Annotated in this window: 16 protein-coding genes; 6 read left to right on the top strand and 10 right to left on the bottom strand. The window is 62.0% G+C overall.

Annotated features, from left to right (window positions below):
• Positions 1-4 precede the first annotated feature (4 nt).
• The 5 genes from BM036_RS08860 (at position 5) to BM036_RS08880 (ending at position 3,956) form a co-directional block, all read left to right on the top strand.
• Positions 5-907, top strand: coding sequence for a bile acid:sodium symporter family protein (locus BM036_RS08860; RefSeq protein ID WP_091850627.1), 903 nt, complete (start codon positions 5-7; stop codon positions 905-907).
• Positions 908-912: 5 nt separating this feature from the next.
• Positions 913-1,854 (top strand): SDR family oxidoreductase, encoded by a 942-nt coding sequence (locus BM036_RS08865; protein WP_091850629.1) that lies wholly within the window; start codon positions 913-915, stop codon positions 1,852-1,854.
• Positions 1,851-2,684, top strand: a complete 834-nt coding sequence (locus BM036_RS08870; RefSeq protein ID WP_091850631.1) for an SDR family oxidoreductase — start codon at positions 1,851-1,853, stop codon at positions 2,682-2,684. The genes BM036_RS08865 and BM036_RS08870 overlap by 4 nt, the downstream gene beginning before the upstream one ends.
• On the top strand, positions 2,681-3,412 hold the full coding sequence (locus tag BM036_RS08875; RefSeq protein ID WP_091850633.1) for a sulfite exporter TauE/SafE family protein: 732 nt from the start codon (positions 2,681-2,683) through the stop codon (positions 3,410-3,412). Before BM036_RS08870 ends, BM036_RS08875 begins: the two co-directional genes overlap by 4 nt.
• A gap of 136 nt (positions 3,413-3,548) precedes the next feature.
• Positions 3,549-3,956, top strand: coding sequence for a CBS domain-containing protein (locus tag BM036_RS08880; protein ID WP_091850635.1), 408 nt, complete (start codon positions 3,549-3,551; stop codon positions 3,954-3,956).
• A 6-nt stretch (positions 3,957-3,962) separates the two neighbouring features.
• On the opposite strand, the gene BM036_RS08885 is transcribed toward BM036_RS08880, so the two are convergent.
• From BM036_RS08885 to BM036_RS08925, 9 genes are all read right to left on the bottom strand, one after another.
• Complete coding sequence (locus BM036_RS08885; RefSeq protein WP_091850637.1) at positions 3,963-4,685, bottom strand: aspartate/glutamate racemase family protein; 723 nt, start codon at positions 4,683-4,685, stop codon at positions 3,963-3,965.
• 74 nt (positions 4,686-4,759) lie between these two features.
• Complete coding sequence (hrpB, locus tag BM036_RS08890) at positions 4,760-7,243, bottom strand: ATP-dependent helicase HrpB (protein WP_091850638.1); 2,484 nt, start codon at positions 7,241-7,243, stop codon at positions 4,760-4,762.
• A gap of 36 nt (positions 7,244-7,279) precedes the next feature.
• Positions 7,280-8,482, bottom strand: coding sequence for a YbfB/YjiJ family MFS transporter (locus BM036_RS08895; RefSeq protein WP_091850640.1), 1,203 nt, complete (start codon positions 8,480-8,482; stop codon positions 7,280-7,282).
• Positions 8,483-8,517: 35 nt separating this feature from the next.
• Positions 8,518-8,817, bottom strand: a complete 300-nt coding sequence (locus tag BM036_RS08900) for a putative quinol monooxygenase (protein WP_091850642.1) — start codon at positions 8,815-8,817, stop codon at positions 8,518-8,520.
• A gap of 51 nt (positions 8,818-8,868) precedes the next feature.
• Positions 8,869-9,531, bottom strand: a complete 663-nt coding sequence (locus tag BM036_RS08905) for an SCO family protein (protein WP_091850644.1) — start codon at positions 9,529-9,531, stop codon at positions 8,869-8,871.
• A gap of 51 nt (positions 9,532-9,582) precedes the next feature.
• Positions 9,583-10,494, bottom strand: a complete 912-nt coding sequence (cyoE, locus tag BM036_RS08910; RefSeq protein ID WP_091850646.1) for a heme o synthase — start codon at positions 10,492-10,494, stop codon at positions 9,583-9,585.
• The gene (locus tag BM036_RS08915) at positions 10,491-11,540 is read right to left on the bottom strand and encodes a COX15/CtaA family protein (RefSeq protein ID WP_091850648.1); all 1,050 of its coding nucleotides are present in this window, start codon (positions 11,538-11,540) and stop codon (positions 10,491-10,493) included. Before BM036_RS08915 ends, cyoE begins: the two co-directional genes overlap by 4 nt.
• A gap of 104 nt (positions 11,541-11,644) precedes the next feature.
• Positions 11,645-12,280: a hypothetical protein gene (locus BM036_RS08920; protein WP_091850650.1), complete on the bottom strand. Its 636-nt coding sequence runs from the start codon at positions 12,278-12,280 to the stop codon at positions 11,645-11,647.
• The gene (locus tag BM036_RS08925) at positions 12,281-13,006 is read right to left on the bottom strand and encodes an SURF1 family protein (RefSeq protein ID WP_091850652.1); all 726 of its coding nucleotides are present in this window, start codon (positions 13,004-13,006) and stop codon (positions 12,281-12,283) included.
• Between the two features lie 74 nt (positions 13,007-13,080).
• Between BM036_RS08925 and BM036_RS08930 the strand changes: the two genes are divergently transcribed.
• Positions 13,081-13,293: a twin transmembrane helix small protein gene (locus tag BM036_RS08930; RefSeq protein WP_091850654.1), complete on the top strand. Its 213-nt coding sequence runs from the start codon at positions 13,081-13,083 to the stop codon at positions 13,291-13,293.
• A 64-nt stretch (positions 13,294-13,357) separates the two neighbouring features.
• Here the strand turns inward: BM036_RS08930 and BM036_RS08935 are convergent, their stop codons facing one another.
• Positions 13,358-14,245 (bottom strand): cytochrome c oxidase subunit 3, encoded by an 888-nt coding sequence (locus BM036_RS08935; RefSeq protein WP_091850656.1) that lies wholly within the window; start codon positions 14,243-14,245, stop codon positions 13,358-13,360.
• Between the last annotated feature and the right edge of the window lie 68 nt (positions 14,246-14,313).

Genomic DNA, 14,313 nt, shown 5'->3' on the forward strand with positions numbered 1-14,313 from the left:
GGCCATGACGGTGCAGTTCGACCCCGCCAGCCTGATCACCCTGAACGTTATCCTCGCGTTGATGATGTTCGGGGTGTCGCTCAACCTCAGACCCGCGGACTTCCAGCGGGTACTGACTATCCCCCGCGCACCGGTGGCCGGGCTGATCGCCCAGTTCCTGCTGCTGCCACTGGGCACCTGCCTGTTTACCTGGGTTTTCCGCATCGACCCGGAGCTGGCCCTGGGCATGATCCTGGTGGCCTCCTGCCCCGGCGGCAGCTTCTCCAACATCATGACCTGGCTGGGCAAGGGCAGTGTGGCGGTATCGGTGAGCATGACCGCGGTCTCCAGCCTGGCGGCGACGGTGATGACGCCATTCAACTTTGCCCTGTATGGCTGGCTCAACCCCCATACCCGGGCCTACCTGCAGGAAATCGCCATCGAACCCGGCAATATCCTGCTGCTGGTATTGCTGGTACTGGCCCTGCCACTGATACTGGGCATGGTCACTGGTGGGCGCTTTCCCAAACTGGCGGTACGCAGTGAAAAGCCCCTGCGCCTTATCTCGCTGTTGATCTTCCTGGCCTTTGTGGCCATCGCTTTCCTGAACAACGTCGAACTGTTCCTGGCCCGATTCCACACCTTCTTCTGGTTGGTGGTGGGGCATAACCTGCTGGCCCTGGGGCTGGGCTACGCCATGGCCCGGCTGATGAAGCTGTCGGTCCCGGACCAGCGGGCAGTCACCATGGAAGTCGGTATCCAGAACTCCGGTCTGGGACTGGTCATCCTGTTTACCTTTTTCCCGGATGCCGGCGGCATGATGCTGATTACCGCCTTCTGGGGCGTCTGGCACCTGGTTTCCGGGCTGACCCTGTCGCAGATCTGGGCCCGCCGGCCCATTCCCCATCCAACAGAACAAGCAATCTGACCCCCATGACCCAGGAAAAACGCATTCTCATCACCGGCGCCGCCGGCTACATTGGTCACCAGCTGGGCAACCGGCTGGCGAAGGACTATTTCGTCTTCGGCACCGACATCAACAAGCGGGACGGCCTCACGTTTCCCCTGGAAGTGCTGGACGTGCGCGACAATAACCTGGTGCTCACCCTGGCGGAATACCGCATCACCCATGTAATACACCTGGCATCCATACTCCAGGCTTCCCCGGACCGGCAGCGAGACTACGACATCGACGTCAATGGCATCCGCAACGTCCTGGAAGCCTGTGTCGCAGCGAAGGTAAAGCACATCACCGTCACCAGTTCCGGCGCCGCCTACGGCTACCACCCGGACAACCCGGCCTGGATCGACGAGGATGACCCGCTACGAGGCAACCCGGAGTTTGCCTATTCGGACCATAAACGCCAGGTGGAGGAGCTGCTGGAGAAATACCGGAACGAGCACCCGGAGCTGCAACAGCTGATCTTCCGGCCCGGTACGGTACTGGGGGCCGAAACCCGCAACCAGATCACCAGCCTTTTCCTCGCTCCCCGCCTGCTGGCCATTCGCGGCAGTGACTCACCGTTCGTGTTCATTTGGGACCAGGACGTGATCGGCGCCATGGAGCAGGGCATCCGTGAGGACAAAACCGGCCGCTACAACATGGCCGGCGATGGCGCCCTTACCATCCAGGAGATTGCCCGCACGCTGGACAAGCCCCTGCTAACCCTCCCGGCCAGCGTGGTGAAAGCGGGCCTGAAGGTCGCCAAGTGGCTGGGCAAGCCGGTGGGGCCGGAACAGATCAACTTCCTTCGCTACCGCCCGGTGCTGAGCAATCGCCGGTTGAAGGAAGAATTCGGTTATCGGCTGCAGAAAACCTCGGCGGAGACCTTCGAATACTTCATCGAACAGGCGAGAAAGAAGGGGGATCTGTGACCGTTACCCTGATCACCGGCGCCGCCAGTGGCCTGGGCTGGGCCATGGCGCAACGCTGGTACAAGGCCGGGCACTGCCTGGTACTGGCGGATATCGACGCCGAAGCACTGCTGCGCCGGCGGGATGAACTGGGCGACGACACCCGGGTGCATATTGTCACCGTGGACGTCACCCACACACCGGACCTGGAGCGACTGGTACGGGAAACCGAAGACGTGTACGGACGCCTGGACCTGCTCGTGAACAACGCTGGCATTACCCACCGTTCCCCGGCCGCGAGCACCCACCCGGGCGTATTCCGCAAGGTGATGGCTGTCGACTGGCAGGGGCCGGTGGAGCTGACCCAGCTGGCACTGCCACTGCTGGAACGCAGTAAGGGACAGATCGTGTGCATCGGTTCCATGGCCGGCTGGATGCCGGTACCGGGCCGGGCTGGCTACTGCGCCGCCAAGGGTGCCCTGACCCAGTTCTTCGAGGTGCTGCGACTGGAACTGGAACCCCGGGGTATACACCTGCTGATGGTCTACCCCAGTTTCCTGGACACGCCCATCGAGCAGAACGCCCTGGGAGCCGATGGCCGCAAGGCTACCCACGCCCGCTCCACCATCGGTGGGATGGGCAGCGCCGATGAGATGGCCCGGATGATCGATGGCGCCCTGGCCAGGCGCAAACGCTGGCTCCTGCCCGAGCCTGTCTCCCGCTTTGGCAGCCTGCTGTGGCGAATTGCACCAGCACTGTACCTCAGGGCCGTGCGCCGCAGATTCGCCGCTGACATTGCCGACAGCTCAGCTCCGCTGACTGACACCTCCAGCGGGAACCCGGCAACATGATCGACCCCTGGCTCTGGCTCGGCCTGGCCATCCTGCTGGCCTACACCATTGAAGCCATCACCGGTTTTGGCTCCATAGTGATCGCCCTGTCCCTGGGGGCCATAATGCTGCCTATCCCGGAGATGCTGCCGGTGCTGGTGCCGCTGAACGTGTTCATGAGTGGCTACCTCACCTGGAAGCACCGCCAGCACATCCACTGGCGACTGCTGGCCACACTGATCCTGCCATTGATGGTGGCCGGCACCCTGACCGGCTATGTGCTCACCCCCTGGCTGGGAGCCAGTATCCTCAAGGCGTTATTTGGCGTATTGGTAGTGTGGTTTGCCGGCAAGGAGCTGTGGCGTCTGTTCGGCGGCCATGTAGCCGAACCCCATGGACTCATGACCAGCCGCATCATCACCTTCGGCGCCGGTATCACCCACGGCCTGTTTGCCTCCGGCGGCCCCTTGCTGGTCTATGCCCTGGCCGGCATACGGCTGGACAAGGGGCGCACCCGGGCCACCCTGCTGACGGTCTGGTTCACCCTGAACCTGACACTCAGCGCGCTCTATCTGTTCGACGGCAGCCTGTTAGCCAGTTCCGGTCGCCTGGTGTGGTACCTGCCGTTACTGGTCGTCGGGGTGTTGGTGGGGGAATTCCTCCATCACCGACTCAATGAAGAGCGGTTTCGGCAAGCGGTATACAGCGTGTTACTGGTCACCGGGTTACTGCTGATACTGCGGGCATAAAATTCCAAAAAGCTATCGAATTTCATCTACTCATAGCTTTAACGAATCAAAAGCATTGGAAAGCCCCATTGGGCATTGGACAGCGCCTTGAGGATACTGAGAGTCAGACGCATCAACTGATTCCCAGGAGGTACCCATGCGCACCGTAAAAGACCTGATGTCCAAGTGGACTCCCGCCCTCCACGAACGGGATTACCTGAGCCGTGCCGTGGACCAGATCCTCTCCAGTGGTCATACCGGCCTGCCGGTCGTGGACGATAACAACCGCCTGGTGGGGTTCCTGTCCGAGCAGGACTGCATCCGCTCGCTGGCCAGCAGCAGCTATCACTGCGACAACTGGGTCCGGATCAGCGATATCATGTCCCGCAACCCGGTATCGGTTACCCCGGAAATGTCAGAACTGGCCCTCGCCAACCTGTTCTCCGAGCAAAAGCCCAAGGTGTATCCGGTGGTGGACAAGAACGACCGCGTACTCGGCGTACTCACCCGTTCCCGGGTCATGGCCGCCCTGAACGACCAGCTAAAGGCCTGCCGGGTGGCGTAATCCTTGTCAGGACGCCCCTGATGTTCCGGAACCCGTCCCCTGGTCCAGGGCGTAAGCCACTGCCTGGTCGGCATGAATGGCGGTGGTATCGTAGAGCCTGACCGGGGTATCGGGTGCCTGGATCAGCAGCCCGATCTCGGTGCAGCCGAGGATGACGCCCTGGGCGCCCCGGTCAGTCAGGGAGGATACTACCTCCAGGTAGGCCTGCTTCGAGGCGGGCCGGATATCACCCAGGCACAGCTCCTCGTAGATGACCCGGTGAACCAGTTCCCGCTGGGCCTTATCCGGAACCAGCACCTCGATCCCCCGGGCCTCCAGTCGTTCACGGTAGAAAGCCTGTTCCATGGTAAACCCGGTTCCCAGCAAGCCGACCCGGGTTACGCCGTCACCCTGCAGAACGTCTGCGGTCGCATCCGCGATGTGCAGCAAGGGCAGTTCCGAGGCCTGCTCAATCCTGGGCGCTACCTTGTGCATGGTATTGGTACAAAGCACGAGGAAGTCAGCGCCAGCCGAGCGCAGGGACCGGGCAGCCCCGGAGAGGATAGCGGCGGTGGCTTCCCAGTCACCCTGATGCTGGAGCGCCTCAATTTCCGCAAAGTCGACACTGTAGAGCACAAGCTGTGCGGAATGCAGCCCTCCGAGCTGTTCCCGGACTGCCTGGTTGATAAGCCGGTAATAGGTTTGGGTGGACTCCCAGCTCATACCGCCGATCAGGCCCATGGTTTTCATCTGAACGTCTCCTTGTTCTGTTATGCAGACAACCAACGTAGCAGAACACGCGGAATTTACTAAGGCCGACGCGGCTACCTGCCCGACTTTTTGGTCCCCATCTTCGCCTCCGCCGTCAGGGGATCTTCAGGCCAGGGATGTTTGGGGTAACGGCCACGCATTTCCTTGCGGACTTCCGGGTATACCTGCGTCCAGAAGTTCTTCAGGTCGGCTGTGACGGCAAGGGGTCGCTGGGCCGGCGACAGCAGGTGAATAACGACCGGGATGCGGCCATCGGCGAGCCTGGGGGTTTCCCTCCAGCCGAACAGGGCTTGCAGTTTTGCCGCCAGGACCGGGCCGTTCTCGGCGGTGTAATCCAGTCGCAGGTGCTGGCCGGTGGGGATCGCCAGGGTGGTGGGCAACACCCTGGACAGGCGCTGTTGCTGATCCCAGGATAACAGGGACTGCAGGGCATTGACGATCGGAAGCTGCTGCAAACCTTTCCAGTTGCGCACACCGGCAAGAAACGGCGCCAGCCATTGATCCAACAGAACCAACAGGCCCTCATCGGAAACATCGGGCCATTGCTCTGGCTCCAGCCGTCGCATTTGCTGAACCCGGGCCTGCCATTGCCTGGCAGCCTCGTTCCAGGGCAGACTTCCGATGCCCTTCTGGCGCACGGCATTGAGCAGCCCTTGCTGAATCTGCTCCGGCCCCGGATCCGGCAAGGACTGCTCTGCCAGCACCAGTGCGCCCAGGCGGGTTACCCGACGGGCAACAACCGTGCCCCGCCTGTCATCCCATAAGGCTTCTTCAGTCGTTAGTATATGGGCCGCAAGGTCGGCTTCCAGGGTGGTGCGATCAGTAGCGGCGGCCAGGAAGACCTGGGCCTCCCGGGCCTGTCCGTCCAGGTCCGCGGCGACAATCCACTGCTGGCTGCCCAGGGCATCATCGTCAGCCAGGCGTGCCCCCCGACCATTGCTCAGCTGGTAACGGTTGGCATCACCGGTCCGCCGTCGGCCAATCCGGTCCGGGTAAGCGAACGCCAACAGACGGCCGGCCGGCATGGCGTTGTCCTCGTCTTCCGCCTTCCTGTGTGGCAACAGGCGTTCCGCCGCTCGTCGAATGACATCCAGCCGGTTGCTGTCCAGCCCCGGTGCACGATAATAGCCGGCCAGCGCCTGTAGCCGGTACACAAGATCTGCCCCGGCGCCGCGACCCAGTAAATCGCGCTCTTCAAACAACGCAGCGAGGCGGGCAGCGGTTCTCGGGTACCCCAGCTCCCGGCCCTTCAAGACCATATGGGCCAGCCGCGGATGGATGCCAAGCTGCCGGGCCTGGCGACCATGGTCGGTAATGCCGCCATCTCCGTTCAACAGGTCCAGCCACTGCAACAGGTCTACTGCCTGCGCCCAATGGGCTTTCGGGGGCAGGTCCAGCCACTCCAGGTCGTCGGGGGCCCGGGCGCCCCACTGGGCCAGTTCCAGGGCCAGCGGTGCCAGGTCGGCTTCGAGGATTTCCGGCGGCGTGTAATCCGCCAGGCTGTGCTGTTCCGTCTCACTCCACAAGCGGAGGCACACACCAGGCTCGATACGTCCGGCGCGGCCCCGGCGTTGCTCTGCCGCAGCGCGGGAAACCCGCCCCGTCACCAGGCGGGTCATGCCGCTGTTGGGGTCGAAGACAGCCCGACGGGCCTGGCCAGCGTCGACCACTACCCGAACACCCTCAATGGTCAGGCTGGTTTCGGCAATGGCAGTGGCCAGCACCACCTTGCGCTGGCCCTCCGGAGCCGGCTCGATGGCCTGGTCCTGGGCATCTCCTTTCAGATTACCGTATAGGGGCGCGAGCCGTGTGTCGGCTGGCAGGTGAGGCCTGAGCAACTGTTCCACCTTGCGGATTTCACCGGCGCCCGGGAGAAAGACCAGGATCGAACCGGGTTGTTCGGCCAGGGCCTCCCGGATCACCGTGACCACGTGGTCCAGCAAGCGGGGCGGGCGCCCTGCCAGCGTCCTGGGGGGACGATAATACACCTCAACCGGGAAGGCCCAGCCCTCGCTCGATACCACCGGGGCATCCCCCAGCATACTGGCCAGCGTTCCTGTGTCCAGGGTGGCGGACATGACCAGTACTCGCAGATCCGGCCGCAACACCTGCTGGGTTTCCCGTACCAGGGCAAGGCCAAGGTCTGCCTGGAGGGAACGCTCATGGAACTCATCGAACAGGATCGCGGCGTAGTCCTCCAGCAACGGATCGCCCTGGATCAGCCGGGTGAGGATACCTTCGGTCACTACCTCAATAATGGTGTCAGCGCCGATTCGCGTGTCCAGGCGGGTGCGATAGCCGACGGTCTGCCCGGGCTTCTCGGCCAGCTGCCGGGCCATGTAACCGGCAGCAGAGCGGGCCGCAAGGCGACGCGGCTCCAGCATCAGGATCTTGCGGCCATCCCGCCAGGAGGCGTCTTTCAGGGCCAAGGGAACCCGCGTGGTCTTGCCGGCCCCCGGGGGTGCCTGCAGCAGCACCGTGGTGTGCTGGTCCAGCTCGCGGATCAGTTCGGGCAGGGCCTGTTCGATGGGTAGCATGGCGTTCAACCTGGCAGGTGCGAGCCAGCGTCCACGTCAACGGGCATGCCAGTCCTCCGGCCGGGGCACAAACAGCGCCAGCAGGAGCCCCCATCCCAGCGCTACCGCCCCCAGGGTAAAGGCGCCCACCAGGGTGCCACCAGCATCCAGCCACTGGCGGGTCAGCCAGGGGCCAGCCATCTGGGTCACGCTGTACAATGCGACCATCGCAGCTGAGAGTCTCGGCCCCTGATGAGGGTGCAGGGCACGGCCAATGCGCTGGGTAAGCAGCACGGTGCCTACAAATGTACTTCCCACCAGCAGTGCACAAAGCACAATACCCAGCGGTCCGGGCCAGACCACCACCGCCAGGGCACCCAGGAACTGGATCAGGTAGTTGAGTCGCAGGGCCGGTAAGTCACCGAAGCGGGACCCCAGGAAACTCCAGATAATGGGCGTGGGTATGGTCACCACAGCCACCAGTAACCAGGACCCGTCCACCAGCCAGTGACCATCGGGCAACTGGGTCTTGGTCAGCAGGGGCAGGAAGGTCATGGGCAGGATATAGCCCAGGCCGGCGCCAGCGTAGGAAAGGAACAGGGGGATGCTGGCCCGGTCCAGCAAGGGCCCTTTATCCGCATAGGAACCATCATCCCGCTGGATACGGGCCGGCACATTCAGCCCGACCAGTCGCCAGGTGGCCCACAGCGCCAGCGGAATGGACAACAGCGCAGCCGGCCACCAGCGGGCCGGGCCAGAGAGCATGTCTGCAGTGCCGGAGACCAGGAAGCTGGACACCAACAAGCCCACACCCACGCCCACATACACCAGGCCACTGGCACCGGTACGGTTACGTCGCACCAGCCATTCCAGGATCAGTGCCGGCGCCTGCACAAACACCACGCCATTGACAATTCCATTGATCAACCGCAGGCCGGACAGCGCGGCCACAGGCTCCACCTGGGTCTGGGCGAGCGTCGTGAGCACGTGAACACCCATGGCGACAGGCAGGGAGATGCGGATCTGGTCAGGGCGGTACCATCGAACCGCCAGCAGGGCACCGATGAGATAGCCCAGGTAGTTCCAGGTGGCGACGGACGCGCCTTCGCTGGCGGTCAGCTGGCCATCGCCGACAAGGTAAGGCAGCAGGGGCGTATAGATAAAGCGGCCCAGGGCGTGGACCACCAGCAGGATAGTGGCACCGGCCAGCACGACCGACATGAGCTGCCTGGCGTCCGAGGCTGGCCGATGATCTGTCATTGTTACTCCAGGGGATAATTCCGGTACAGGTGCGGTTACTTAACGTCAACCTTGGCCGGGGTAATGTACTCGATCCGGGGAGGTCCTGCCAGGCAGCCGGCGGCGACCTTGCCAAAGGCCTTCATGTGATCACTCTTGCCATGGGGCCCCAGGTGTTCTGCGGATTCCCATAGTTCGAGGAATACCAGGCGATTGGGATCGGACAGGCTGGTATGCAGCTCGTACTCGACACAGCCGGGCTCTTTCAGGGTGGCTTCGATGCAGGGCTTGGCCGCTTCAATCAGGGTTTCGCGCTGATCGGGTTTGACGTTCAGAATGGCACGTACGTATAGCATGGTTTTCCTCAGGTATGGTGCGCCCGTCCGGGCGTTCTTGTTACAGGACCCTCAGCCAGACCGCGCCTGGTTCTGTCGGGTCCACTCGTAGATTTGCCGGTAGGCCTTTACCAGTTTATCGGGATCGTGGGGCGGCTGGATAACGGCTGCCATGCGACCATCCGGGTTGATCAGCGCCAGGTGGCCGCTGTGGTCGACCAGGTTGTTGCCATTGCCATCATCCCGGTGAACAAAAACAGCACCTACGCTTTTTGCCAGCGCCCGCAGCACATCAATATCGCCGGTCAGGCCATGAAAATCGTCACCGAAAAAGCCGAGGTAATCCCGCAACTGCTCGGGTGTATCCCGTTCCGGGTCTGCGCTTACCAGCAGGTAGTCCGGCTGGGGCAGTTCTGCCGGCATGCGGCTGTCAGCCTGACGCAGGGTGGCCATGGTGGCAGGGCAGATATCCGGGCAATGGGTATAGCCTACAAACACGAAGGTCCAGCGGCCACGCAGGTCCTGGCGGGTCATTTCCTCACCTTGTTCACTGGTCAGGGTGAACTCTGTCAGCTCCCGGGGCTCTTCGTAGACAAAGGTATTCATGGCACTGAGGTCAGGCGCAGGCTCCGGCTCCCGGGCCTGCATGCTCATCTGCTGATAGATGACGAGTGAGAAAATAGCGGCAACAACAAGCAGAAGCAGCACCAGCGTGCGCCGGACCGAGCGAGTCATGAAATCTCCTGTCAGTGGTCACGAGCGGCCCCTGAAAGGGCCGCAGGAACATCAGAAATAGAAAAAGTGGTCGACCAGCAACACCACGAACAGGGCCATCAGATAGGTTATGGAGTATTTGAAGGTTGCCAGCGCGACACGCCGGTCGTCGCCCCTGAGCAGACGTACCGAGTACTGGAGGAAGCGTAACCCAAGTGCGGTAGCACCTGCCAGATAGATCCAGCCCGACATGCCTGTGGCAAAAGGTAGCAGGGTCACTGCCAGCAGCATGAAGGTGTAAAGCAGTATATGCAGCTCGGTATACCGGTTGCCATGGGTCACCGGAAGCATCGGAATACCTGCCTTGGCGTACTCCTCCTTGCGGTGGATGGCCAGGGCCCAGAAATGGGGCGGTGTCCAGGCGAAGATAATCAGCACCAGCAGCAGCGCATGGCCTTCGACCTGGTTGGTCACAGCAGTCCAGCCCAGCAAAGGCGGCATAGCGCCAGCAAGGCCGCCAATGGCGATGTTCTGGGGCGTGGCCCGCTTGAGGAAGAGGGTATAGACGCCGGCATAGCCCACCAGCGAGGCCAGCGTGAGCCAGGCGGTCAGGGCATTGACCTGCCACATCAGGATCATCATGCCTGCCAGCGCCAACACCGTGGCGAACAGCAACGCGTCCAGCTGGCTGACCCGGCCGGTGGCCACTGGCCGGCGGCGTGTACGGGCCATGACGGTATCGATCTTCTGGTCCACCACGTGGTTCACCACGGCCGCCGCTCCGGCCAGCAGGGCAATACCCAGGTTACCAAAGACAAGCACATCCCACCCCGGCACCCCGGGCGCGGCAAGCAACATGCCGATCACCGCCGTCAGGATCATCAGCGCAACCACACGGGGCTTGGTCAGCTCCAGGAAGTCACGCCAGGAAACCGACCGGGTTGTGGTCGGGCGGGCCGTAAGGGCCTTGGCCTGGTCAGTCATGCGGGTACCTCGCGATTTGTTGTTGTTTGCACCGGTTCTGCGACCGGCTGGCGTGCATATCCGTGAACCTGCCATAGCATGTGGATCACGGTCAGTAACAGCCCGGCGCCCATGGCGTTATGGGCCACGGCCACCGACAGCGGAATATGAAAAACGACATTGGCAATGCCGAGGCCAATCTGCATGACAAGCGCCCCGGCGGTCAAGAGCACCATGGACTGTGCCGGTGTGTTCCGGGTATGGCGCCAGAGGGCAAGCAAAAGCAATACAAAGTAGGCCAGCACAATCACGGCACCGAGGCGGTGGGTTACGTGGATGGCAATCCGTCCGTCAGCGGTAAGCTGGCCGCCGAGGTAGTTGGGGCCAATAGTTTGCAGCAGGTCAAAGCCATGGCGGAAGTCCATATTCTCTGGCCACCACTGGCCCTGACAGGTGGGCAGGTCGGTACAGGCCACGGCCGCATAGTTCGCGGCAGTCCATGCCCCGAGGGCAATCTGCAGGATAACCAGCGCCAGGCCACCATAGATCAAGGGTCTCAGTCGGGCTACCACACTGGCACGGTCTGCAGGAAGGGATTTACGGCGGCCCCGCAGGCGCAATGTCAGCAGGGTAAGCAGACTCAACGTGGTAAACCCTCCCAGCAGGTGCAGGGCGACCACCTTTGGCCACAACTGAAGGGTCACCGTCCACATGCCGAACAGGGCCTGCAACACGATGAAGCCGGCAATAAAGAGGGGCAGTTTTACCGGCACCCCTTCACGGCGATGCCTGACCGCAAAGGCCGCAATGCCAAACACGATAAGCCCCAGGGTACCGGCCGCATAGCGATGGATCATTTCGGGCCAGCCCTTGGACACGTCCACGGGGGATTCAGGAAAGCGGGCGTTGGCAACAGCGATACTGGACTCACTCTGGGGTACCGTCAGAAACCCATAACAGCCGGGCCAGTCAGGGCAACCCAGCCCCGCATCCACCAGCCGGGTCCACGCGCCCAGCATGACCACGACGATGGTAAAAAGAGTGGCAATCAGCGCCCAGCGTGCCATCACGCGGCGGGCCCTGCTTTGCGGTGTCCGGGTGTCTTGTTGTTGTTCTTGCACGATCCGTTACCTTGTCTGGTTGGCCCGGGGGACAGTGCCCGGCCAGGCGGCTAGCCTATCTGGGACAGTTTCATCAGATGCTTGAGGTCTTCAAGCATCTCCTTACCGGTATGCCCGCTGTTGTAATGCATCATGACGTTACCGAACGGGTCTACCACCAGGATACCAGGGGCATCGGCAGGGTCAGACCGGGGCGGCCATGAAGGCCGGGCCCCTGGCGCTACCTGCAACCGTTCCATTGAACGGTATTCAGAGTGCCAGCGCTGCTGGAGCGCCGGGGGAACCTCGCCAAGCCAGGCAGCGCGTCCAACCCGATTGGCATGTTTGCCGAGGGCGATATTCACCTGGCGGGCAAGGTAGAGCAGTTGTTCACAGTCCTCACCACAGGTCTGCGCAGTCACGATCAGTAGCCATTTTGGCTCCTGCAGCTGGGGCCCGAACCGGTTTTCAAGAGGGGTGCCGTCAGCGTCCAGCAGATTCAGTTCGGCCACTGGAACGGCCGGCTGGATCAGCTCGCCGTGATTACTGCGTGTTTCCGGGTGGAGCCAGCCGGTGTAATACATGACGGTGGCGAAGATCATGGGGCCGAAACCAATGGCAAACAGAAGCAATGCGGTGCGGCGACCACGACGGACCTGTTCCGGAGTCGGCTCGGCTTCCTGTAGCTCGGCAGTGGTGTCAGTCATTCAGGACTCCTGCTTACGATAGCTCGCTATTATTGTCAGTATGATGAGCGCCGCTGCCAGGGAAAACCATTGCAGGGCATAACCATAGTGAGTCTGAGGTCCCATCATATCCGGTTCCCAGTCCGCCCGGAAGGCACCCGGTTGATTACTGTCATCCAGTTTCAGGATGTTATTTGCTATAGACGGCTCGATAACCGCTGCAAGCGCTTTCGGCAGCGCCTGTACCCGTTGCACCCCATTGCCCGAGGGCGACTCTGCCGCGGGCTCGCCGGCCAGCACCGGTGGCTCCGGATAGGCTGCGATACGTCCCAGTAACAAGACTTCTTCTTCCGGGGTGCTCACCTCCGGTAACTCTGACCGTTTTCGCTCGGCGGCTATCCAGCCCCTGTTGACGACCACCGGAGGCCCTTTCGCAGGCTGAAACAGGGTCAGTACCTCATAGCCGGGAACACCATCGCGAGTGCGGTTATCCAGCAGCCATGTAGTGGACCGATACCGGCCACTGACCGTGACAGGCTGCCCAGTCAGCGGGTCAGTCTCTGTCAGCGCGCTCCAGTCAACAGCACCCGCCGGGTCCTGCCACTGCGCAAGGAGCTGTTTTTTTTCACCGGCGCGGTCCAACTGCCACAAGCCGAGGCCAAGCAGAACCGGCAGAAAGGCGCCGGCAAAGAGCAACAGCCGCCAGTCGGGTGCCCACACCCGACGGCGGGATTCATGTTCGGACATGCTCTGTTATAGTCACAGGTTCATTGCCTTCATACAGACAATAATAAAGACCTTCCAAAGCGGGGACGAGGCTCATGCTTCTCAAAATCCTGATCGTGGTACTGATGCTGGCCGTAATCGTCAGTCTGTTCAGCGGTTTGTTCTTTCTGATCAGGGACGACGGAGGCCGACGGCGGGTGGTGAATTCGCTGGCGGTCAGGGTGGCACTCAGCGTACTGCTGCTAGCCGTTATCCTGCTCGCACTCTGGCAGGGCGGGCTGGATCTGAACCCCACGCCCTATCACTGAATTGCCACTGGGCGCCTGGGTGGCCCGGAAGGGGCTCCGGGCCCACCGCCCGGAGCCGGGTACATCAGATTACATAGACGAAGACAAACAGTCCCAGCCAGACCACATCAACGAAGTGCCAATACCAGCTGGCCGCCTCGAACCCGAAGTGATTGTCGCCGGTAAAATGCCCTTTCTGGATGCGAAGGAACATCACGATCAGAATGATCGTACCCAGGATCACGTGGGCACCATGAAACCCGGTGAGCATGAAGAAGGTGCTACCGTAAATACCGGACTGCAGGGTCAGGTTCAGGTCCTGGTAGGCGTGGACGTACTCCTCGGCCTGCAGGCCCAGGAAGACCAGTGCCAGCACAATGGTGGCGCCAAGCCAGATTTTTACCTTTTTGCGATTGTCTTCCTTGAGCGCATGGTGGGCCACAGTGACCGTAAACGATGACGTGACCAGCAGGATGGTGTTCACCAGCGGCAGGCCCCAGGCACCGATAACACCTTCCGGCGCCGGGTAAGCCTCCGGGTCGGGGTTATTGATCAAAGGCCAGGTTGCCTGGAAGCCTTCCCAGAGCATGGCGCTGGAGCCCTTGTCGCCTGCGCCGCCCAGCCAGGGCACCACAAAGACGCGGGCATAGAAGAGCGCGCCAAAGAAAGCGGCAAAGAACATCACCTCTGAAAAGATGAACCAGCTCATGCCCCAGCGGAAAGACCGGTCCATCTGGGGGCTGTAGAGCCCCGCCCGGCTTTCACGGATCACCGATCCGAACCAGCCAAACAGCATGTATGCCATGACCAGCGCGCCGATAAGGAAAATAAACCAGGACCCATCAGTGGATTCCCCCTGGGACCCGTTTACCATCACGGATGCCACGCCGTAGAGGGTGAGGAACATCCCGATCGTGGCCACGATAGGCCACTTGCTCTGTTCAGGTACGTAGTACGTCTGGTTGTTCGCCATGCTCGTCTCCAGAGGCCACTCCGCTGGCCTGTCCGTTCTCGTTTATTGTTGTCAGTTCACTCGCTGTC

It is taken from the genome of Marinobacter segnicrescens (genome assembly GCF_900111555.1).
Taxonomy (GTDB): Bacteria; Pseudomonadota; Gammaproteobacteria; order Pseudomonadales; family Oleiphilaceae; genus Marinobacter; species Marinobacter segnicrescens.

Excerpts from the sequence above, each read along its gene's own strand:
- BM036_RS08930 (WP_091850654.1), top strand. The coding sequence starts at position 13,081 with ATGCTTCTCAAAATCCTGATCGTGGTACTGATGCTGGCCGTAATCGTC.
- BM036_RS08905 (WP_091850644.1), bottom strand. The coding sequence starts at position 9,531 with ATGACTCGCTCGGTCCGGCGCACGCTGGTGCTGCTTCTGCTTGTTGTT.
- BM036_RS08860 (WP_091850627.1), top strand. The coding sequence starts at position 5 with ATGACGGTGCAGTTCGACCCCGCCAGCCTGATCACCCTGAACGTTATC.
- BM036_RS08885 (WP_091850637.1), bottom strand. The coding sequence starts at position 4,685 with ATGAAAACCATGGGCCTGATCGGCGGTATGAGCTGGGAGTCCACCCAA.
- cyoE (WP_091850646.1), bottom strand. The coding sequence starts at position 10,494 with ATGACTGACCAGGCCAAGGCCCTTACGGCCCGCCCGACCACAACCCGG.
- BM036_RS08895 (WP_091850640.1), bottom strand. The coding sequence starts at position 8,482 with ATGACAGATCATCGGCCAGCCTCGGACGCCAGGCAGCTCATGTCGGTC.
- hrpB (WP_091850638.1), bottom strand. The coding sequence starts at position 7,243 with ATGCTACCCATCGAACAGGCCCTGCCCGAACTGATCCGCGAGCTGGAC.
- BM036_RS08935 (WP_091850656.1), bottom strand. The coding sequence starts at position 14,245 with ATGGCGAACAACCAGACGTACTACGTACCTGAACAGAGCAAGTGGCCT.
- BM036_RS08880 (WP_091850635.1), top strand. The coding sequence starts at position 3,549 with ATGCGCACCGTAAAAGACCTGATGTCCAAGTGGACTCCCGCCCTCCAC.
- BM036_RS08865 (WP_091850629.1), top strand. The coding sequence starts at position 913 with ATGACCCAGGAAAAACGCATTCTCATCACCGGCGCCGCCGGCTACATT.
- BM036_RS08900 (WP_091850642.1), bottom strand. The coding sequence starts at position 8,817 with ATGCTATACGTACGTGCCATTCTGAACGTCAAACCCGATCAGCGCGAA.
- BM036_RS08925 (WP_091850652.1), bottom strand. The coding sequence starts at position 13,006 with ATGTCCGAACATGAATCCCGCCGTCGGGTGTGGGCACCCGACTGGCGG.
- BM036_RS08875 (WP_091850633.1), top strand. The coding sequence starts at position 2,681 with ATGATCGACCCCTGGCTCTGGCTCGGCCTGGCCATCCTGCTGGCCTAC.
- BM036_RS08920 (WP_091850650.1), bottom strand. The coding sequence starts at position 12,280 with ATGACTGACACCACTGCCGAGCTACAGGAAGCCGAGCCGACTCCGGAA.
- BM036_RS08915 (WP_091850648.1), bottom strand. The coding sequence starts at position 11,540 with ATGGCACGCTGGGCGCTGATTGCCACTCTTTTTACCATCGTCGTGGTC.